The 19016-nt window shown below is 70.1% G+C and carries 23 protein-coding genes; 9 read left to right on the top strand and 14 right to left on the bottom strand.

Annotated elements, in window-relative coordinates; translation table 11 throughout:
* Window positions 1-38 precede the first annotated feature (38 nt).
* The 5 genes from yaaA to I4Q42_RS21105 all read right to left on the bottom strand — a co-directional run bounded on the left by yaaA (window position 39) and on the right by I4Q42_RS21105 (window position 3626).
* Window positions 39-806 carry a peroxide stress protein YaaA gene (yaaA, locus tag I4Q42_RS21085; RefSeq protein ID WP_198578061.1) on the bottom strand — a complete coding sequence of 256 codons (768 nt, stop codon included), beginning with the start codon at window positions 804-806 and terminating at the stop codon, window positions 39-41.
* Window positions 807-875: 69 nt separating this feature from the next.
* The gene (gene map, locus I4Q42_RS21090) at window positions 876-1622 is read right to left on the bottom strand and encodes a type I methionyl aminopeptidase (protein WP_198578062.1); all 747 of its coding nucleotides are present in this window, start codon (window positions 1620-1622) and stop codon (window positions 876-878) included.
* Window positions 1619-1831, bottom strand: a complete 213-nt coding sequence (locus I4Q42_RS21095) for a ParD-like family protein (protein WP_198578063.1) — start codon at window positions 1829-1831, stop codon at window positions 1619-1621. Before I4Q42_RS21095 ends, map begins: the two co-directional genes overlap by 4 nt.
* Before the next feature lie 310 nt (window positions 1832-2141).
* Window positions 2142-2411, bottom strand: coding sequence for a hypothetical protein (locus tag I4Q42_RS21100; RefSeq protein WP_198578064.1), 270 nt, complete (start codon window positions 2409-2411; stop codon window positions 2142-2144).
* Window positions 2412-2477: 66 nt separating this feature from the next.
* A complete protein-coding gene (locus tag I4Q42_RS21105) occupies window positions 2478-3626 on the bottom strand; it encodes a lipase family protein (protein ID WP_198578065.1) in 1149 nt (382 codons plus the stop codon).
* A gap of 178 nt (window positions 3627-3804) precedes the next feature.
* Between I4Q42_RS21105 and I4Q42_RS21110 the strand changes: the two genes are divergently transcribed.
* The 3 genes from I4Q42_RS21110 to I4Q42_RS21120 are packed head-to-tail and all read left to right on the top strand — an operon-like array spanning window position 3805 to window position 4938.
* Window positions 3805-4278, top strand: coding sequence for a hypothetical protein (locus tag I4Q42_RS21110; protein ID WP_198578066.1), 474 nt, complete (start codon window positions 3805-3807; stop codon window positions 4276-4278).
* The gene (locus I4Q42_RS21115; protein WP_198578067.1) at window positions 4275-4571 is read left to right on the top strand and encodes a transcriptional regulator; all 297 of its coding nucleotides are present in this window, start codon (window positions 4275-4277) and stop codon (window positions 4569-4571) included. The genes I4Q42_RS21110 and I4Q42_RS21115 overlap by 4 nt, the downstream gene beginning before the upstream one ends.
* Before the next feature lie 31 nt (window positions 4572-4602).
* Window positions 4603-4938: a hypothetical protein gene (locus I4Q42_RS21120; RefSeq protein ID WP_198578068.1), complete on the top strand. Its 336-nt coding sequence runs from the start codon at window positions 4603-4605 to the stop codon at window positions 4936-4938.
* Here the strand turns inward: I4Q42_RS21120 and I4Q42_RS21125 are convergent.
* Window positions 4901-5344, bottom strand: coding sequence for a hypothetical protein (locus tag I4Q42_RS21125; RefSeq protein ID WP_198578069.1), 444 nt, complete (start codon window positions 5342-5344; stop codon window positions 4901-4903). The two genes, I4Q42_RS21120 and I4Q42_RS21125, sit on opposite strands and share 38 nt — an antisense overlap.
* 1 nt (window position 5345) lies before the next feature.
* Window positions 5346-6755 (bottom strand): FAD-binding oxidoreductase, encoded by a 1410-nt coding sequence (locus tag I4Q42_RS21130; protein ID WP_198578070.1) that lies wholly within the window; start codon window positions 6753-6755, stop codon window positions 5346-5348.
* Window positions 6756-6972: 217 nt separating this feature from the next.
* Here I4Q42_RS21130 and I4Q42_RS21135 point away from each other — a divergent pair, with 217 nt between their 5' ends.
* Together I4Q42_RS21135 and I4Q42_RS21140 are read left to right on the top strand one after the other, a co-directional pair.
* A complete protein-coding gene (locus tag I4Q42_RS21135; RefSeq protein WP_198578071.1) occupies window positions 6973-7197 on the top strand; it encodes a hypothetical protein in 225 nt (74 codons plus the stop codon).
* 1 nt (window position 7198) lies between these two features.
* Entirely contained in the window at window positions 7199-7765 is a 567-nt protein-coding gene (locus I4Q42_RS21140; protein ID WP_198578072.1) for a type II toxin-antitoxin system VapC family toxin, read from the top strand.
* Between the two features lie 200 nt (window positions 7766-7965).
* On the opposite strand, the gene I4Q42_RS21145 is transcribed toward I4Q42_RS21140, so the two are convergent.
* Both I4Q42_RS21145 and I4Q42_RS21150 read right to left on the bottom strand, forming a co-directional pair.
* Complete coding sequence (locus tag I4Q42_RS21145; RefSeq protein ID WP_198578073.1) at window positions 7966-8814, bottom strand: prephenate dehydratase; 849 nt, start codon at window positions 8812-8814, stop codon at window positions 7966-7968.
* 8 nt (window positions 8815-8822) lie between these two features.
* The gene (locus tag I4Q42_RS21150) at window positions 8823-9557 is read right to left on the bottom strand and encodes a 3-deoxy-manno-octulosonate cytidylyltransferase (RefSeq protein ID WP_198578074.1); all 735 of its coding nucleotides are present in this window, start codon (window positions 9555-9557) and stop codon (window positions 8823-8825) included.
* A gap of 167 nt (window positions 9558-9724) precedes the next feature.
* On the opposite strand from I4Q42_RS21150, the gene I4Q42_RS21155 reads away from it, so the two are divergent.
* Window positions 9725-10435, top strand: coding sequence for a c-type cytochrome (locus I4Q42_RS21155; protein ID WP_198578075.1), 711 nt, complete (start codon window positions 9725-9727; stop codon window positions 10433-10435).
* 111 nt (window positions 10436-10546) lie between these two features.
* On the top strand, window positions 10547-11443 hold the full coding sequence (locus I4Q42_RS21160; protein ID WP_198578076.1) for a DUF4350 domain-containing protein: 897 nt from the start codon (window positions 10547-10549) through the stop codon (window positions 11441-11443).
* Window positions 11444-11586: 143 nt separating this feature from the next.
* Here the strand turns inward: I4Q42_RS21160 and I4Q42_RS21165 are convergent, their stop codons facing one another.
* The 3 genes from I4Q42_RS21165 to I4Q42_RS21175 form a co-directional block, all read right to left on the bottom strand.
* On the bottom strand, window positions 11587-12546 hold the full coding sequence (locus I4Q42_RS21165) for an SDR family NAD(P)-dependent oxidoreductase (protein ID WP_198578077.1): 960 nt from the start codon (window positions 12544-12546) through the stop codon (window positions 11587-11589).
* A gap of 168 nt (window positions 12547-12714) precedes the next feature.
* The gene (locus I4Q42_RS21170; RefSeq protein WP_198578078.1) at window positions 12715-13485 is read right to left on the bottom strand and encodes an enoyl-CoA hydratase; all 771 of its coding nucleotides are present in this window, start codon (window positions 13483-13485) and stop codon (window positions 12715-12717) included.
* Window positions 13482-13943, bottom strand: a complete 462-nt coding sequence (locus tag I4Q42_RS21175; RefSeq protein ID WP_198578079.1) for a MarR family winged helix-turn-helix transcriptional regulator — start codon at window positions 13941-13943, stop codon at window positions 13482-13484. The genes I4Q42_RS21170 and I4Q42_RS21175 overlap by 4 nt, the downstream gene beginning before the upstream one ends.
* A gap of 131 nt (window positions 13944-14074) precedes the next feature.
* Here I4Q42_RS21175 and I4Q42_RS21180 point away from each other — a divergent pair, with 131 nt between their 5' ends.
* Window positions 14075-14518: an SgcJ/EcaC family oxidoreductase gene (locus tag I4Q42_RS21180; protein WP_198578080.1), complete on the top strand. Its 444-nt coding sequence runs from the start codon at window positions 14075-14077 to the stop codon at window positions 14516-14518.
* Window positions 14519-14525: 7 nt separating this feature from the next.
* Here I4Q42_RS21180 and I4Q42_RS21185 read toward each other — a convergent pair whose 3' ends face one another.
* Window positions 14526-15605 carry an MBL fold metallo-hydrolase gene (locus tag I4Q42_RS21185; RefSeq protein ID WP_198578081.1) on the bottom strand — a complete coding sequence of 360 codons (1080 nt, stop codon included), beginning with the start codon at window positions 15603-15605 and terminating at the stop codon, window positions 14526-14528.
* Between the two features lie 140 nt (window positions 15606-15745).
* On the opposite strand from I4Q42_RS21185, the gene I4Q42_RS21190 reads away from it, so the two are divergent.
* Window positions 15746-17086: a hypothetical protein gene (locus I4Q42_RS21190; RefSeq protein WP_198578082.1), complete on the top strand. Its 1341-nt coding sequence runs from the start codon at window positions 15746-15748 to the stop codon at window positions 17084-17086.
* Between the two features lie 337 nt (window positions 17087-17423).
* Here the strand turns inward: I4Q42_RS21190 and I4Q42_RS21195 are convergent, their stop codons facing one another.
* The gene (locus I4Q42_RS21195) at window positions 17424-18962 is read right to left on the bottom strand and encodes an acetolactate synthase large subunit (RefSeq protein WP_198578083.1); all 1539 of its coding nucleotides are present in this window, start codon (window positions 18960-18962) and stop codon (window positions 17424-17426) included.
* Window positions 18963-19016: the final 54 nt, after the last annotated feature.

Below are 19016 nucleotides of genomic sequence, written 5' to 3' on the forward strand. Positions count from 1 at the left end.
GAAAGAACGAGAGGCTATGAATTCATCACTAGATGAATTCAGGGGTGCGGGCGAGCGAAAACCCAGTCGGCCTCGGTCGAGAGGTCGGGCCGGAAGCGGTAGCCGTCGCGGTCGAAGCCCTTCAGGTCCTCGGCCTTGTCGATGCGGCCGTCGATGATGTGGCGGGCCATGCGGCCGCGCGCCTTCTTGGCGTAGAAGCCCAGCACCTTGTAGGCGCCGGCCGTCTCTTCCTTGAAGTGGCAGGTGACCACCGGCAGCTTCAGGGCCTTGGCGTCGACGGCCCCGAAATATTCCTGGCTGGCCAGGTTCACCAGGGTCGGATCGGTATGGCCGGCTGCGGCCTCGTTCAGGGTCTTGGCGATCGTCTCGCCCCAGAAGTCGTAGAGGTTGGCGCCGCGCTTGGTCTTCAGGCGGGTGCCCATCTCCAGGCGATAGGGCTGCAGGGCGTCCAGCGGCCGCAGCACGCCGTAGAGGCCCGACAGGATCCGCAGGTGGTCCTGGGCCCATTCCAGCGCCGGACGGTCCAGCTCGCGCGCCGCCAGGCCCGCATAGACGTCGCCGTTGAAGGCGATCACGGCCTGGAGGCCCTCTTCGACCTGCGGGTCGAAGTGCTGGAAGCGCTCGCGGTTCAGGTCGGCCAGCTTCTCGGAGATGTGCATCAGCCGGCGCAGGTCGGCGGCCGTCAGCTTGCGGGTGACCTTGGCCAGCTCGGCGATCTGGGTTTTCAGGGCCGGCGTCGTCAGCGGCAGCACCGCGCTGGGCGCGGTGAAGTCGAGCGACTTGGCGGGAGAGATGACCATCAGCATGGCCGTGCAGATAGAGCCTTTGCCGCCGCTTCGCCAGCGCTGGCGGCGCTTCTCGCGCCCGTAAGGGGCTCACACCAGCGTCAGCACCAGCGGTCCGTTCCGCGTCGCCACCAGGGTGTGCTCGTACTGCACCGTGGGCTGGCCCTTGGGCGGACGCAGGGTCCAGCCGTCGTCCAGCTCGTCGACCCAGTCGGCGCCCAGCGACAGGAACGGCTCGATGGTGAAGACCAGGCCCTCGGCGATCGTGCGGCGGTCGCGCGGCTCGTTCCAGGTGGGGATCTCGCGCGGCTCGTCGTGCAGCGAGCGGCCGACCCCGTGGCTGGCGAGGTTGCGCACCAGGCTGTAGCCGTTCTTCGCCGCGAAGGCCTCGATCGAGCGGCCGACCTCGTTCAGCCGCCCGCCGGGCTTGACCGCCCGGATGCCGGCCCACATCGCCCGCCGGCCGTCGCGGCACAGGCGCTCGATGCGCCTAGGTGTAGGCGGCACGGCAAAGCTGGCCCCGGTGTCGCCGAAATAGCCGTCCAGCTCGGCCGAGACGTCGATATTGATCAGGTCGCCGGCCTTGACCACCGTGTCGCCCGGAATGCCGTGGGCGCAGTCGGGACCCACCGAGATGCAGGTCGCGCCGGGGAAGTTGTAGGTCAGCTCCGGCGCCGAGCGCGCGCCCTCGGCCTCCAGCAGGGCGCGGCCGATGTCGTCCAGCTCCCTGGTGGTCATGCCCGGCTCCAGCGCCGCCCCCATGGCCGCCAGGGTGCGGGCCACCAGATTGCCGATGACGCGCAGCTTCTCCAGCTGGTCCTCGTGCTCGATGGTCATGGGACGGGCGCCACGAGGTCGGGCGCATCGACGCCGGCCTCCCGCAGCTCCCGCGCCACCAGCTCCTGGAAGGTCAGGCCCGGATTGAGCTCGCTGAGCATGCCGATCCTGATCCAGAACGCCGCCTGGCCGTTGATCGACCGATACGACGCCTTGCTGGCCCGCCGCAGCTGCTCGTGCAGCTCGTCCTCGATGTTGACGATGCCCATCCGGATGCCTCGATCATATACGTTTCGTATATGCCTTATGTGGTCACGGGTGGTGGGGCAAGGGAAAGCGCCGTGATCCCTCTCTCTTTGAGAGAGGGAGGGGCCCGCGCCGAAGGCGTGGGAGGGTGAGAGGTAACAAACTATCCGAGAGAAGCTCGGCGAAGGGTGTCCGACGAAGGGTGATCCCCTCGGTTCGCTCGATAAGCGCTGAAAGGATGGAGGTTTCCCCGCCGACGGTGAAACCTCTCACCCTCCCATGGCTTCGCCATGGGCCCCTCCCTCTCTCTCAGAGAGAGGGATCAGAAATCCATCACCCCTTCGACGCCTCGTAGACCACCCGGCATTCGCCATCGATCGTCGTGTAGCGGTTGTTCGCCGCGTCGACGAACGAGACGCGGCCGTCGTCATGCTCGACCTTGCCGGTCGAGCGGCCCTTGAAGGTTTCGGTTCCGTAGGACCAGCAAGTGATGTCGGCCGAGCGGTCGCTCCAGGTGGCGTCGTTGCGGGCGCGCTTGCTGTCGGTGCAGCCGGAAGCGGCCAGGGCGGCGGCCACGAGGGCGAGGGTGAGGGCGGTTTTCATGCCCTCAGCCTTCCATGCTCCGGTTGAGATCGAAAGCGCAACTTTCGCGGTCCGCGCAAAAGCCGCCTAGCTTGCCGCCGGAGCCGGGGTGGGCGGCGCCGCCGCCGCCTGTCCCTTGGCCGCCGCGGTCAGTTGCTTGGCGTGAGTCTGCACCTGGCGCAGGGTGGCGCGGGTCATGACCTGGGTGGTCTCGTTCAGGGCGGCGTCGACCCCGAAATAGGTCGGATAGGCCGCCAGGTGGTTGGCGACGATCAGGCCGAAATAGCCCTGCAGGCTCGTATAGTCGACGTCGGGCGGGCTGGCGGCGAAGGTCTGGTGGACGATCGGCTGGTAGTCGTTGAAGCCGATCAGCCCGTGCGCCAGGCCGTCGATCGCCGTCAGCAGCACGTCCATCTCCAGCTTGAAGGCCAGGTCCCCGGTGTTGGTGAAGAAGCCTTGCAGGCGAACGTCGTTCCAGGCGGTGGGCACGATGTCGTGCTGGTTGACGATGTCGGTGTTGAACGGGATCGTCGCGCCGTCGGTCGGCTGCGGGAAGAAGTGCGTGTAGAGGGCGGCGAAGTCGGGGTTGCCCGGCGTGGGGCCGGCGCTGGGCAGGGTCAGGTGGGTGATGTCGGCGAACGGGCCGCCGTTCAGGCCGATCGCCGCCGTCGCCAGGCTGGGCGACAGCGCCCCGCCCAGGCTGTGGCCGGTGAAGATGATCGTGCCGCCCGGATTGGCCTTGGCCCACGCGGTCACGAAGGCCTGGATGCCGCCGGCTTTCGGGTCGCTCATGGCCAGCAGGTCGGCGACCCCGGTGGCCGTGGCGTGCGAGATCTTCGGCGCCGCCGCCCCGTCGAAGCCGCCATTGCCGTAGGGCCAGTCGATCTGGCGGATGATCGCGAAGTCCTCGGCCAGCCAGTCATAGGCGTCGTCCTCGTTGGTGCCGGCCATGGCCACCACCAGGTGCGGCGCGCCGTCGACCGAGGCGCTGGCCGCGTAGAGCAGGTTGTCGGCGTAGTAGAGGGCGGTCGGATCGTCGCCCTCGTGGCTGGAGGCGACCGGCCCCCAGGCGATCGTCCAGTCGGCGACGCCGCCGGCGTTGTCCGAGACGAAGGTTGTCACCGACTGGGCCACATGGGCCGCCAGCCGCGCCAGGGTGTCGACCTTGTCTCCCGAGGCGTTCGACAGCCACGACAGGCAGAAGGCCTGCTGCTGCAGGGTCAGGGTCGTGGTCATCGTCGCCTCCAGGCCCGTCTGGGCGTCGATGGGACCGTATCACGGCTTCAACTTCAAGATGTGATCGCCCGCACACCCGGCAGCGTGGATTGCATCAACTTTCCAACATGGAAAGTTTTCACTTGCCGATATGGAAAGTCGAGTCTAGCTTTCCATCATGGAAAGCAAGGAACCGCCCATGAGCCCCGCCCAACCGCCCGCCGTCGATCCGGCCGAGGCCGCCCGCATGCTGGCCGAGGTCCAGGCGGCCAACGCCGACCTCGCCCGCCGCGCCAAGGCGCCGACCTGGTATCACCCGGCCCTCGGCCTGCTGATGGGCGGCCTGGTGGCGGTGCAGGGCCAGCCGATCGTGCTGATGCTCGGCTACTACCTGGTGTTCCTGGTCGGGCTGATGCTGCTGGTTGGGGTCTACAAGCGTCACACGGGCCTGTGGATCAACGGCTATCGCGCCGGCCGCACGCGCTGGGTGGCTGTCGGCCTGGCGGTGGCGGCCGGGCTGTCCCTGCTGCTGTCGGCCTGGCTGGTGCGAGACCAGGGCCTGGTCGCCGCGCCGTTCGTCATCGGCGCCGTCGTCGCGGTGGTCGTGACCATCGGCGGCTTCGTCTGGGAGGCCGCGTTCCGCCGCGACCTGCGCGACGGCGGCGACCTGTGAGCGCGAGCCTGGATCCGGTCATCCACGCCCCCAACCGCCTGCAGATCTGCTGCATGCTGGCCGGCGTCGACACCATCGACTTCGCCACCCTGCGCGAGGCGCTGGACGTCTCGGAATCGGTGCTGTCCAAGCACATCAAGACCCTGGAGGAGGCCGGCTACCTGAAGGTCAGCAAGACCCCGTCCGACGGCCGGGTGCGCACCTGGGCGGCCCTCACCGGCGCCGGCCGCAAGGCGCTGAAGGGTCACCTGGCGGCCCTGAAGGCGATGATGGCCGGCGTACCCGAGGCTTGAGCTTGCGGCGGCGGTCGCTAGAGAGGGGGTCATGAACCAGACCCTCGCCCTGATCGCCGCCCTGGCCTGGCCGCTGCCGATGCTCGTGGCGCTGTATTTCGTCGCCCGCACCAAGGCGCTGAAGCTGCGGGTGATCTGGGCGGTGCTGTGCTTCGTCGGCGTCGGGGCCTTCTGGATGCAGCCCTCGACCGGCCTGTGGGGCTTCGTGCCCTTCGCGGTCAACATCCTGGGCCCGGGCGCGGCCAACGGCTTCCTGAAGGCCACCTTCCCGGCCGGCGCGGTGCTGTCGCTGATCGCGGTCTATTTCGCCCGGCGCAAGGCCAAGGCGGCTACACCCAGTCCCACTCGAACGCCCGACGCAGCGTAGGCCGGTCCTCCGCCAGCGCCAGGGCAAGGCTGGCCAGTACGGTCTCGAGGATCTCGGCCGCCTCGCCGCGCGACCAGCACCAGACGTCGAAGCGGCCCAGCGCCCGCAGGTCGTCGTTCGGCGCGAAATGCAGCGTCGCGTGCAAGTGGCTCAGGGTCCCGTCTTCGTCGTGCGAGAACTGCCGCGTCAGGTCCAGCTCGAACGTCTCGCCCTGGCCCCAGTCGTAGCAGCCGTACTGGAACAGCAGCATGTCGCCGGGCGGATCGTCCGGCAGACCGATGGGCGAAACCTCGCGGTAGAAGGCGACCATGCCGGACAGCACCGCCCGGGGCGAGGCGGTCTGCGGATCGCCGACGCTCGCGGCGAGGAAGGCCGTCAGGGCCTCGGCGGACCGCTCCGGCGCCACCCTAGAACAGCACGCGCGGGTTCATGATCCGCTGCGGGTCGAGCGCGGCGCGGATGGCGCGCAGGGCGGCCACTTCCACCGGATCCTTGTAGGCCAGGGCCTCGGCGGTCTTCATCGCCCCCAGGCCGTGCTCGGCGCTGATCGAGCCGGTGAAGCTGGCGGCGATGTCGTGGACGATGCGGGCGCCGTCCTCGCGCAGGGCGTCATGGGCGTCGTCGTCGCCGCCAGGGGCCTTCAGCACGTCGTAGTGGACATTGCCGTCGCCCACATGGCCGAAGGCGACGATGCGGGTTCCGGGGAAGGCCTTGTCGATCGCCGCATTGGCCTGGCCGATGAACAGCGGGATCTTCGAGACAGGCACCGACACGTCGTGCTTCCAGACCGCGCCCTCCGGCTTCTGGCCGGCCGAGTGGCCCTCGCGGATATGCCAGAAGGCCTTGATCTGGGTGTCGGTCTGGGCGACCGCCGCGTCGGCGATCAGGCCGCGCTCGAAGGCCCCGGCCAGCAGGCGCTCCAGCGCCGCCTCGGCCGCGCCCGGCTCGCCGCTGGCGATCTCGATCAACACGTACCAGGGATGGATCGTGTCCAGCGGATCGCGCAGGCCCGGCACGTTGCGCACCGTCAGCTCGAAGCCGAGGCGGCCCATCAGCTCGAAGGCCTCGACCGCGCCGCCAGTCTCGTCCTTGGCGCGGGCCAGCAGCTGGATGGCGTCTTCCGGCGAGGCCAGGCCCACGATCGCCACGGCCCGCGAGGCCAGGGGCGCGTGTAGCTTCAGGGCCGCGGCGGTGACCACGCCCAGCGTGCCCTCGGCCCCGATCAGCAGCTGCTTGAGGTCGTAGCCGGTGTTGTCCTTGCGCAGCCGCTTGAGGCCCTTCCAGATCTCGCCGTTGGGCAACACCGCCTCGATCCCCAGCACCTGCTCGCGCATCATGCCGTAGCGCAGCACGGCGGTGCCGCCGGCGTTGGTCGAGATCAACCCGCCGATGGTGCACGAGCCCTCCGAGGCCACGCCCACCGTGAACCGCCGCCCGACGCCCGCCGCCTGCTGGTGGGCCTCGTACAGGGTGACGCCGGCCTCCAGCACCATGACGTCGTCCAGGGCGTCGACGTCGCGCACGGCGCGCAGCTTCTCGGTCGACAGCAGGATCTCGCCCTGCGGGATCTGGCCCGCGACCAGGCCGGTATTGCCGCCCTGAGGCGTGATCGCCACGCCCTCGGCCGCGCAGATCCCGACCACGGCGGCCACCTCTGCGGTGGTGCGTGGCGTCACCAGCAGCGGCGTCTCGCCCTTCCAGCGTCCGCGCCATTCCACCAGCTTCGGCGCCAGCCGCTCGGGATCCTGGCTCCACCCGCCCTCGCCCAGCACGGACTTCAGGCGCGAGACGACATCTGCGGGAACGGGCTTGGTCATGGGCGGGAGAATAGGGCGGAACGGGCAGGGGGTGAAGGTGAAGGACGCTTCAGGCCCATGCAGTTTTCGTGTATGTTGGACGAAATCGGAATTTGTCCAACGAGGTATTGCGATGGTGAAGAGGAAAATCGCTCAGTCGCAAGCTGCGGCTACCGGCGCATGGGCTGTTCGGGATGAGCGGTCGGGTCGCTTTATGGAAACCCGCGTCGAAGCCGTAATGACCAGCGCCAAGCGGTCTGGTCTTTTGACTGAAAAGGACGGTCGTATCGGTGGCCGTCTAAGCGCCACCATCATCGCACGGGCCAAGGCCAATACCGGCATCTCCACCGACACCGAACTGCTGGAGTTCGCCCTTGCCAGCCTGGCCCTGGAAGACGGGTTCGCCGAGGCCTTTGAGGCGGTCGGGGGCACAGTGGATCCGGACCTGAAGCTCGGCTTCTGAGGTGGCGAGCTTCGACTTCGACGCCGCCCGCCGCTGGGCGCGCTTCGATCCGGGCCGCACCCTGGCCCGCCGCGCGGACGCCGACCTGCCGTTCGCCGATCCGGGCGAATTGGCGGGTTCGCCGCTGCTGCTCGACACCTGCGTCTATATCGACCGCATGCAGGGCCGCGCGCCCGACCTCGTCCGTGCTCTGGTGACGACCCGACAGGTCAACCACTCGACCGTCGCCGTGCAGGAACTGATGCACACGGTGGGGGTTCTGCGGCCCGACGATCCGCGCACGGCCGCCGCGATCGGGGCGATCGAGCGCCAGATCAAGGCCATGCCCGACCATCGCCTGTTCGAGCCCGACGCCGAGGTGCTGGGCCGCGCCGCCCTGCTGGCCGGCATGCTGTGCCGGCTGCAAGGCTATCGCGACGACGCGCGGCTGAAGGCGCTGCAGGATTGCGTGCTGTTCCTGCAGGCCCTGAAGCTGGGCCTCACCGTGCTGACGGCCAATGTGCGGGAGTTCGACCTCCTGCTGCAGCTCGTGCCGACGGGCAGGGTGCTGTTTTACAGGAGGGCTTGAAGGGGGCGAAAAGTAGAAGGCCTGTCCAGGTCCCCTCTCCCCTTGCGGGAGAGGGTGGCCTCCGAAGGAGGTCGGGTGAGGGGTCGCACGAACGCAAAACGCCGCGACGGCCGTTCAGCTGTCGCGGCGTCTGAAGTCTGAGAGACCCCTCATCCGTCGGCTACGCCGACACCTTCTCCCGCAAGGGGAGAAGGGGCGCCCTACTTGCCGTCCCGGAACGGATCCGCCGGATACACGCCCAGGATCTCGAACTTCTCGGAGAAGAACTTCAGCTCGTCGAAGGCCAGGGCCAGGCTGCGGTCCTCGGGGCGGCCGTCGACCTCGGCGTAGAAGAAGGTGGCCGTGAAGGCGCCGTTCTCCATGTAGCTCTCGAGCTTGGTCATGTTGACGCCGTTGGTGGCGAAGCCGCCCATCGCCTTGAACAGGGCGGCCGGGAGGTTCCGCACCCGGAACACGAAGCTGGTCACGCAGCGGTGGGTGAAAGACGGGGCCGGCGGGGCCGGGTCGGCGGTCATCACCAGGAAGCGGGTGGTGTTGTGGCGCTCGTCCTCGATGTCGCGGGCCAGGATGTCGAGATCGTAGATCTCGGCGGCCAGGGCGGGGGCGACGGCGGCGCGGGTCGGGTCGGGCTTGGCGGCCAGGGCCTTGGCCGCGCCGGCGGTGTCGCCCGCGCCTTCCTTGGCCAGGCCCAGGCGCTTGAGGCTATGCCGACACTGGCTGAGCGCGATCGGCATCGAGACGGCGGTGGTCACGGTGTCCAGCGTCACGCCCTTGTTGGCCATCAGCTGGAAGCGGATCGGCTTGAAGCGCTCGCCGATGATCTTCAGGCCCGACGCGGGCAAGAGGTGGTGGACGTCGGCCACGCGGCCGGCGATCGAGTTCTCGATCGGGATCATGCCCAGCTCGGCGGCTCCCGACTTGATGGCTTCGAACGCCTCCTCGAAGGTGGCGCAGGGCAGCACCTCGTAGTCGGGGAAGTAGGTGCGGCACGCCTCGTGGCTGTTGGCGCCGGGCTCGCCCTGGAAGGCGATCTTCTTGAGGGTGCTCATCGGGCTCTTCAGTTCTTGGCGGCGTGGTCGCGCGCCGCCTGCAGGTCGGACGGATTGTCGACGGAGATCGGGGCCTCGGCGGCCACCGCCGCGCGGATGGTCAGGCCCAGCTCCATGGCCCGCAGCTGTTCCAGCTTCTCGCGCTTTTCGAGCGGGGAGGGGGCGGCGGCGTTGAAGGCCTCCAGGGCGGCGCGGCGATAGCCGTAGATGCCGATGTGGCGCCAGACGGTGGCGTCGCCATAGAGGGTCGAGCGGGTGAAATAGAGGGCGCGGCCGCTGTCGCCGCCAGCATCCATGGCCAGCACGGCCTTGACCACGTCGGGATTGGACCGGTCCTCGGCCGAGGCTTCCGGCGCGACGACGGTGGCGATGTCGGCGTCGGCATGGGCGGCCAGCTGGCCGGCGCAGGCGCTCAGCACCGCCGGATCGACGAACGGCATGTCGCCCTGCAGGTTGATGATCACGTCGTGCACGCCGTCCGGATCGAGCACCGCCAGGGCCGCCAGGATGCGGTCCGAGCCCGAGGGCAGGGCCGGGTCGGTCAGCACGGCGCGGCCGCCGGCCGCTTCCACCGCCGCCACGATCTCCGGATCGCCGGCCGCCACGGCCACCGGACCGATGTTGGCCGCTTGCGCCTGGCGCAGCACGCGCACGATCATCGGCAGGCCGCCGATCTCGGCCAGCGGCTTGTTCGGAAGGCGGGTCGCCGCCATGCGGGCGGGGATGAGGACGATCGGGTTCATGGCGTACCGGAGTTGGGCGAAACGCGGTTCGCCCGGGTTGCGCACGGGGCGGTAGCGTGTCAGAGACCGAAGCGCAACATCGCGCGTGGGAAGACCATGGGGGGACCCGCGTTCATAAATCAGCATCGCCTGTAAAAGGCGGGCTAAAAGAGGCTGACAAGGCTGAGATGAGCGACCTGACGTTCAACAAGATTTTCGGCGGCGTGCTGCTGACGGGCCTGGTCATTTTCGGCCTGCGCGAAGCCTCCGACATCGTCTTCAAGAAGCACGAAGTCGAGAAGGCCGGCTACGAGATCGCCGTCCAGGAAGACGTCGGCGGCGAAGGCGCCCCGGCCGCCGAGGTCCCGCCCGACTGGGGTTCGGTGCTGCTGCTGCCGGCCAATATCGAGGCCGGCAAGGCCGTCTCGGCCAAGTGCGCCTCGTGCCACAACTTCGATTCCGGCGGCCCGAACGGCACCGGTCCCAACCTCTACGGCACTCTGGGCAAGCACCCTGGCACGCACGCGGGCTTCGCCTATTCGTCGGCCATGACCGACTTCGGCTCGAAGAACCCGCAGTGGGACTACGATCATGTCGACCAGTTCCTGAAGGCTCCGGGCAAGTACATCTCGGGCACCAAGATGACCTTTGCGGGCCTGAAGAAGCAGGAAGACCGCATCGCCATCATCGCCTACCTGCACAGCCTGGGTTCGACCCTGCCGGTGCCGGCGGCCAAGCCGGCCGGCGCGGCTCCGGCCCCGGCCGCGGAAGGCGCCGCCGCTCCCGCCGCTGAAGGCGCGGCTGCTCCGGCCGCCGCCGGCGCCCCGGCCTCGGCCGCCGCGACCGCTCCGGCCCCGGCGACCGCCGACAAGCCCGCCGCGGCGCCGGCCAAGCCGTAAGGCTTCCGGTTTCAGGCAAGACGACAAAGGCCGCGGGGGCTCACGCTCCGCGGCCTTTTCTTCGCCCCGATGGGCTGTAGGTTTGCGGCCCTCGTCTCTGGGGGATCCACCATGCGCCGCCGACTGTTCCTGGCCTCGACCGCCGCCGTCCTCGTCGCCGGCCCGGCCCTGGCCCGCCAGCAGGAGGCCGACCGGACCGCCGACCTCGGCGTGGCCAGGCCCGCCTTCGCCCAGGGCCAGGGGCCGCGCCTGGCCATCGACGGCGGCCACAACAACTTTCATACGGTCGACGGCCGCTACGCGCCGTTCGCCGCCGTGGCCCGCGCCGACGGCTACCGGGTGGCGGGCCTGACCGCGCCATTGTCGGCGGCCAGCCTGGAGGCGGTCGACCTGCTGGTGGTGGCCAATCCGCTGGCGCCCCGCAACGTCGGTGAATGGACCCTGCCGACGCCCGGCGCCTATACGCCTGAAGAGGCGTCGGCCTTGAAGGCCTGGGTCGAGGCCGGCGGACGCCTGCTGCTGATCGCCGACCACATGCCGTTCCCGGGCGGCGCCCAGCCCCTGGCCGAGGCCTTCGGCTTTTCCTTCGACAACGGCTTCGCCAAGAAGACCGGCGGCGGGCCGGAATTCTTCCAGCGTCAGGACGGCTCGCTGCTCGACCACCCGATCACGGCGGGGATCGACCGGGTGCAGAGCTTCACCGGCTCGTCGTTCCGCGCCCCGCCGGCGGCCAAGCCCCTGCTGGTGCTGCGCGGCGGGTGGACCATCCTCATGCCGGCCAAGGCCTGGGCGTTCGACAAGGACACCCCGCGCCACGACGGCGACGGCCTGCTGCGCGGCGCGACCCTGGAGGTCGGCAAGGGCCGGGTCGTGGTGATGGGCGAGGCGGCGATGTTCACCGCCCAACTGGCCGGCGCCCAGGGGCGCAAGATGGGCTTCAACGCCCCGACCGCCCCGCAGAACAAGGCGTTCCTGCTGAACGTGCTGCGGTGGTTGTCGGCCGGGTAAGCCTGGAACCTCCCCCCGTGGGGGAGGTGATCGCGTAGCGATCGGTGGGGGGAGTGTCGCCAAAGCCGGCCGTATCAGCGGCAGCTGAAAACGTCCCCCCACCGGCCTTCGGCCGCCTCCCCCACGGGGGAGGTTTCGTCTGTTCAGACCGTTTCCACCGACAGCGCCCACAGCCGCTCGGCCGCTTCCGCGTCCAGCGCATGCGGCATGACCCCGGCCCAGGGCTTGTCCTTGGTCCACGCCACGGCCTGCTTGCAATCTTCCAGATAGAGCCCGCCGACGCCGTCGAGCTCGGGACCGACCGCCGCCCAGACGCTGGTGGCGGCGCCCTGCTCGGGGCTCTTGAAGCCGTCGCGGGGCTTGCCGTCCTCGCCGATCCAGCCCAGGGCGATCTGCTCCTCGATCGGCAGGTGGCGCTGCAGCGGGGTCATGATGCCGCCGGGCATGACGGCGTTGGCCCGCACGCCGCGATCCTTGAACCGGGCGTCGAAGCCGACCGCGAACAGGCTGTTGGCGGTCTTGGCCTGGCCGTAGGCTTCCCACTTGTCGTAGGGCCGATGGCGGAAGTGCGGGTCCTCGAAGTCCACGCCCGAGCGGCGGTGGCCGATCGACGACAGCGACACCAGCCGCGAGGGAACGCCGGCGGCCTGCGCGCCCTCGACCAGGCGTTCCGCCAGCAGCGTCGACAGCAGGAAATGGCCGAAGTGGTTGGTGCCGATCTGCATCTCCAGCCCGTCGGCCGTGTAGTCCAGCGGGCAGGCCATGACGCCGGCGTTGTTGATCAAGAGGTTCAACGGCGCGTCGCCCCAGGCGCCGGCGAACGCGCGCACCGAGGCCAGGCTGGAGAGGTCGAGCATGGCGAACCGGGCCTTGCCGGCCCCGGCCGTGCGCTCGATCTCGGCGACCGCTTGCGCGCCCAGCTCCGGCTTGCGGGCGGCGATCACCACGTCGGCGCCGGCCTCGGCCAAGGCGCGGGCGGTCTCGATGCCGATGCCGGTGGCCGCGCCGGTGACGATGGCGGCGCGCCCCGTGAGGTCATGGCCGGCGATCACCTCGCGGGCGGTGCTGCGGGCCCCGAAGGGCGAGACGATGCGGTCGGCCATGGCGAGGATCCTTGTCGGCTATGAGGAACCTCCCCCTGTGGGGGAGGCGATCGCGTAGCGATCGGTGGGGGGAGTTTTGCGAACCCGGCCTGCGCCTCGGAAGCTGAAAACGGCCCCCCTCCGTCGCCTTTGGCGACACCTCCCCCAGAGGGGGAGGATCTTCCAACCTTACCCCACCTTGCTGAAGTCGGGCGCGCGGCGTTCGGAGAAGGCCAGGAACGCCTCGCGGGCCTCGGCGGTCTGCAGGCGCTCGGCGAACAGGGCGCCTTCCTTGTCCATCAGGGCGGCGATGGCCTCGGCGTCGCGCATCAGGGTCTTGGTGACGGTCAGGGCGCCCAGCGGACGCTTGGCCAGCTGGTCGGCGGCGGCGCGGGCTTTGGCGCGAAGCTCTTCGACCGGGACCACGGCGTTGGCCAAGCCCCAGGCCGCGGCGGTGGTCCCGTCCACGGCCTCGCCCAGGGCGAACATGGCGTAGGCGCGGGCGTGGCCGATGCGGGCCGGCAGCAGCCAGCTCGAGGCGGCCTCGGGAGCCAGGGCCAGGTTGACGAACGGCACGGTCAGGCGCGCGTCCGGGGCGACGAACACCAGGTCGCAGTGCAGCAGCATGGTCGTGCCCACGCCGACGGCCTGGCCGTGGACGGCGGCGACCAGCGGCCGGGTGGCGTTGGCCAGGGCCTTCAGGAACCGCCACACGTGGCGCTCCTCGGTGAAGGCGCCGGTGGCCTGGGCCACGAAGTCGCCCAGGTCGTTGCCGGCGCTGAAGCTGTCGCCGTCGCCCTGGAACACCACGACCCGGATCTCCGGATCGGCCTCGGCGCCTTCCAGGGCGTCGGCCAGGGCGCCGTACATGGCGTTGCTCAGGGCGTTCTTCTTGTCCGGCCGGGCCAGGGTGATGGTCAGGACGCCCGCCTCGCGGTCGATCTTCACGTGCTCGGTCATTGGGAGGCGTCTCCTTTGGGGAACTTGGTCTGCAGGCTCGAAAGCCAGCGGGCGACCACGGCGATCTCGTCGTCCGTGAAGCCCTGGGTCAGGTGCTGGTTGAGGTGGGCGAGGCCGGCCTTGGCCTCCTCGCGGGCGGCGCGGCCATGGTCGGTCAGGTGCAGGCGCAGGGCGCGGCCGTCCTTGGGATCGGGCCGGCGCTCGACCAGGCCGGCGCGGGTCATGCGGTCGACGAGGCCGGTCATGGCCGAGGGGGCCAGGTCCAGGGCCTCGGCCGCCTCGCCGATCAGCGCCCCGTCGGCGCCGCCCAGATAGAATAGCACGCCCGACTGGGCGGCGGTCAGGCCGTCCATGTCGGCGGCCAGCTTGTTCTCGACCCAGCGCTGCACCCGCCGATGGCCGGCGGCGAGCAGGAAGAACAGGCGCTTGTCTGCGGGTGGGGCGGGCGAGGTGGACATGGCGGCGCGACTATATGCTTCGCGCGCGAAATATCAAACGGGTGTTTTGGCGGCGATGCGCCGGGATCCCGTATCCGATCGCCTTTGTCGCCGCGGCATGTGATCCTCGCCAGGTTGCAACGGAGAGCGATATGCGCGGCCTTATCCCGCTGGCGATGCTTCTGTCCCTCTCGCCGGTCCTGGCGCACGCGGCCGGACCGGAGGCGCTTCCCGATCGGTTCATCGCCGCCTGGAACGCTCATGACCCGAAGGCCTTCGAACAGCTCTACCAGGTGGACGCGGTCTGGGTGCCGATCGCCGAGGAGCGCACCGAGGGGCGCGAAGCCATCGTGTCCGAATTCGCCAAGGTGCATGTCGGCGGCTGGGCGGCCAAGACGACCATCACCAAGAAGGACGCGCCCGAGGTTCACCTCCTGCGCCCCGACGTGGCGACGATCTTCTTCCACATGGACTTCCTGAAGGACGGCGCGCCGGTGCCGGGCCTGCAGCGCGCCCTGATCCTGGTCGCTACCGCCAAGGACGGCGACTGGAAGATCGCCGCCGGCCAGCTGACCAAGGAATCGCCGGCGCGTTGAGGTCGCTCTAGGTCGTCCGATACCAGCCCACCCCCGCCTCATCCGTCTCCCGCACCGCCTCGCCACGCCCGATCAGGCAGTTGAGGTGGGCCAGGGCCTCGCCGGTGGCCATGCCCAAAAGGTCGGGGCCGATGGGCCGGGCGAACAGGGCGCCGAAGGTGTCCACCGCGCGGCGCGGCTCTTCCAGCTTGCCCTTCAGCCGGGCGAGCCCCCGCTCGTGGCCGTTGATCAGCTGGTCGATGCGGGCGTGCAGCCCCCGGAACGGGGCGTTGTGGGCCGGCAGCACCAGCACGCTGTCGGGCACGGCCGCCTTCACCTTGGCCAGCGACACCAGCCAGTCGGTCAGCGGGTCGGCGTCGGGTTCGGTGGGAAACACCGAGACGTTGGACGAGATCTTCGGCAGCACCTGGTCGCCCGAGATCAGCAGGTCCAGCTCGGCGCACCACAGGCAGGCGTGGTCGGGCGAGTGGCCCTGACCGGTCACCACCGTCCAGTCGTGCTCGCCGATGCGGAAGGTCTCGCCGTCCTCGATCCGCCGATAGCTGTCGGGCAGGGCGTGGATCATGCGGCCAAAGCCGCCGAAGCGGGCCTTGTAGTTGTCGATGGCCGCCTCGTCCCAGCCGGCGGCGCGGAAGAAGGCCACGCCGTCCTCTGGCGCCTCGCGGCCGGTGTCGGCGACCAGCATCCGGCACTGGAAGTATTCCAGCCGGGTCATCCACAGCCGGCAGTCGAAGCGGCGGGTCAGCCAGCCGGCCAGGCCCACATGGTCGGGATGCAGGTGGGTGACGATCACCCGGGTCACGTGCCGCCCTTCGAGGGAGCCGGCGAAGGCGGCCTTCCAGGCGGCGCTGGTCTCCTTGGTGGCCATGCCGGTGTCGATGATCGTCCAGCCCTCGCCATCGGCCAGGGCCCAGACATTGATGAAGCCCAGCGAGCCGCCCAGCGGCTGGCGCAGCCACAGCACGCCCGGCGCGACCTCGACCGCCTGGCCCGAACCGGGCTCCGGCTCGACCTCGAACGGATAGGCCAGGCGCGGCCGGCGCGGTGATTCCGCGTCGCCGGCGGCCTCCTCGAACCCGTCGCTCATCGCCGTTCCACTCCCCTGTAGCCCATTTTTTATGGCCAAGCCGCGCCATGATTGCGCCCCTGTCGGACGACATCTTGACCCTAGATGCAAGCGGGCGCTTAAGTCCGCCGCGAGGAATTCACCCCCAGGAGACTACCAACATGAGGCCATTCGCGATCGGCCTGACGGCCGCCCTCGCGGTCGCCGTGCTCGTTCCGGCCGCCGTCCTCTCGGCGCCGAAGGATGCCAAGCCCGCCGCCGCAGCAGCCGCCGTCGACGCCAAGTCGCGTGAAGCCGGAATGAAGGATGCGCCGCCGCTGGTCACCGCCGCCGGCGTGGCCTGCCAGGTGTCGGACGCCCGCCTGATCGGCGCCGACAAGAAGACCAACACCTCCTACTACGAAGTCGCCTGCCAGGAAGGCATGGGCTACGCCGTCGTGGCCAAGAAGGACGCGGCCCCGCAGGCCTACAACTGCCTGGAGACCGCCGCGGTCGGCGCCGACGGCAAGGACAGCGGCCTGAAGTGCCTGCTGCCGGCCAACGCCGATCCCAAGCAGGGCCTGAAGCCCTACCTGGCCAAGGCCGGCGCCGCCTGCGACCTGCAGAACGCTCGCGCCATCGGCACCGGCAACAACAACTCGTTCTTCGAAGTCGCCTGCAAGGGCGCGGCCGGCTACATCGTCCAGATCCCGGTGCCGATGAAGCTCGAGGGCACGCTGGCCAACAGCTGCCTGCTGTATGACGAGACCGGCAACATCTCGTGCAAGCTGACCGATCGCGCCACCCAGCTGCAGATCGCCGACACCCTGAGCGCCGCCGCCAACAACGGCTGCGCGGTGAAGGACAAGCGCTACATCCTCAGCACCAAGACCGACAACTACTTCGAGGTCTCGTGCCAGGACGGCAAGGGCTACGTGCTGCAGCAGACCGCCGCGACCGGCGCCCTGGCCCGCGCCATCGACTGCGCCAACGCCCCGGGCGGCGCCGAATGCACCCTGACCGACAGCCGCGCGGCCAAGACCGAGCAGGCCGGCCTCTACACCAGCCTGGCCAAGAAGGCCGGCTTCGACTGCAAGGTCGAGAAGTACGGCCTGCTGCCCAGCGACGACCCCAAGAAGGAAGTCGTCGAACTGAAGTGCTCGAACCGTCCGGACGGCGGCATCGGCGTGTTCGCCCCGACCGAGAACCGCGTCTATGACTGCGTCACCTCGGAGCTCAACGGCTATCGCTGCAGCTTCACCAAGCCGGACGCTTCGTTCCCGCGCCTGTGGGCCGACCTGAAGGCCTACAACAAGGCCAGCTGCGAGGTTTCGGCCGCCCGCATCATCGGCCGCACCGACACCAGCGGCTTCGTCGAAGTCGCCTGCGCCGACGGCCTGCCGGGCTGGGTGCTGTCCTACCCGCTGGGCCAGGCCTCGCCCAAGCCGAACGAACTCCTGTCCTGCCTGCAGGCCAAGGGCGTCGGCGGCGGCTGCAAGCTGCCGACCAACGTGAAGAAGTAAGGGCTTTTTAGAGCTCTGAAGAAGCCCGTCGGGAGCGATCCCGGCGGGTTTTTTCGTGGGTGAAGACCCCCTCAGTCGCTCCGCGACAGCTCCCCCAGAGGGGGAGCATCTCCTTGGCGCGGCGCCCTTAGATCCTCCCCCTTGGGGGAGGTGGCCCGGAGGGCCGGGGGGGGGGGGCGAGCGCAGCGGAACCTCCCCCTGTGGGGGAGGCGGCCGAAGGCCGGTGGGGGGCCGTTTTCAGCTTCCGCTGACTGGGCCGATTTCGCAGACACTCCCCCCACCGATCGCTTCGCGATCACCTCCCCCACGGGGGGAGGTTCCTTGTGAGGGGGCATCCCTAAAGCGCCGCCTCGATCAGCCGCGGCCCCGTCCCCGCCATCGCCCGCGCGAACGCCGCGTCGAAGGCTTCGGCCGTCTCGACCCGCTCGGCCGGCACGCCAAGCCCCTGCGAGACCGCCACCCAGTCGATGCGCGGGTCGCCGATGTCGAGCAGCTTGCTGGCCGCCGGTCCCGCCGCGCCGGCGCCCGTTCGTCCCAGCTCGATGCCGAGGATGCGATAGACGTGGTTGGCGAAGACCACGACCACGACGTCGAGCCGCTCGCGGGCGATCGTCCACAGGCCTTGCACCGTGTACATGCCCGCCCCGTCGCCGGTCAGGGCCAGGACCTTGGCGTCCGGCCGGGCCGCAGCCGCGCCGATGGCCAGCGGGATGCCTTGCCCGATCGCGCCGCCGGTCAGCGACAGCCAGTCGTGGGCGCGGGCGGCGCGGGTCTGGGTGAAGATCGGCAGGCCGGCGGTCACCGCGTCGTCGGAGATCACGGCGCCCGCTGGCATGTGGCGGGCGATGGACGCGCCGATGGCCCAGGCGTCCAGCTTGCCGGCCGGGGCGGCGGGCGGGGCGTAGGCCTCGACCGGCCCCGTCGCCGGGGCCTCCAGGGCGTCGGCCAGGGCGTGCAGGGCGGCGGCCGCGTCGGCCCCGCGCCCGCACAGGGTCTCCAGCCCGCAATGTTCGGGAACCAGCACGCTGGGCCGGTCGGGATAGGCGAAGAAGGCCACCGGCCGCTCGGTGGCGACCAGCACCATCAGGTCGGCGCCGTCGAGGTCCTTCAGGGCCTGCTCGCCGAAATAGGGCAGCTTGTCGGGGCGAAAGCGACCTTCGCCGCGCGCCTGGCGGGCGGTGAAGGTGTCGGTCAGCACCCGGATCCCCAGGGCGGCCAGGCGCCCGGCGGCGGCGAGCCCGGCCTCGCGGCAGGCCTCCGAACCCAGCAGCAGCACCGGCGCCTTGGCCGCCTTCACCGCATGGGCGAGCGCCGTCACGACCTCGGCGTCGGGGGCGGTGGGCGAGGGGATCGCCGCCACGCCGCCGTGCACCGTGGCTGCGTTCCAGGCCGCGTCGGCCGGCAGGATCAGGCAGGCGTTGCCGGCCGGGGTTCCGTAGCTGGCGGTGATCGCCTCGGCGGCCAGCGGCCCGACGCTGTCGGCGGTCTCGGCCGACTTGACCCACAGCGAGTTGGGCGCGGCCAGGGCGGCGATGTCGCTGTTGAGGGGGGCGTCGAACCCCCGGTGATAGGTGGCGTGGTCGCCCACGACGTTGACGATCGGGGTGAAGGCCCGCCGGGCGTTGTGCAGGTTGGCCGCGCCGTTGGCGTAGCCCGGCCCCAGGTGCAGCAGGGTGCAGGCCGGCTTGCCCGCGATCCGGCCGTAGCCGTCGGCCGCCCCGGTCGCCACGCCCTCGAACAGGCACAGGATCGAGCGCATCCGCGGCTCGCGGTCCAGGGCCGAGACGAACTGCATCTCGCTGGTGCCCGGATTGGCGAAGCACGCGGTGACGCCATTGTCGGCCAGGGTGGTGATCAGGGCGTCGGCGCCGTTCATTCTCGTTTCCTTCCAACCTTCAGATGCTCCACCTCTGGGGGAGCTGTCGCGGAG

Source organism: Caulobacter hibisci (assembly GCF_016135805.1).
Classification (GTDB): Bacteria; Pseudomonadota; Alphaproteobacteria; order Caulobacterales; family Caulobacteraceae; genus Caulobacter; species Caulobacter hibisci.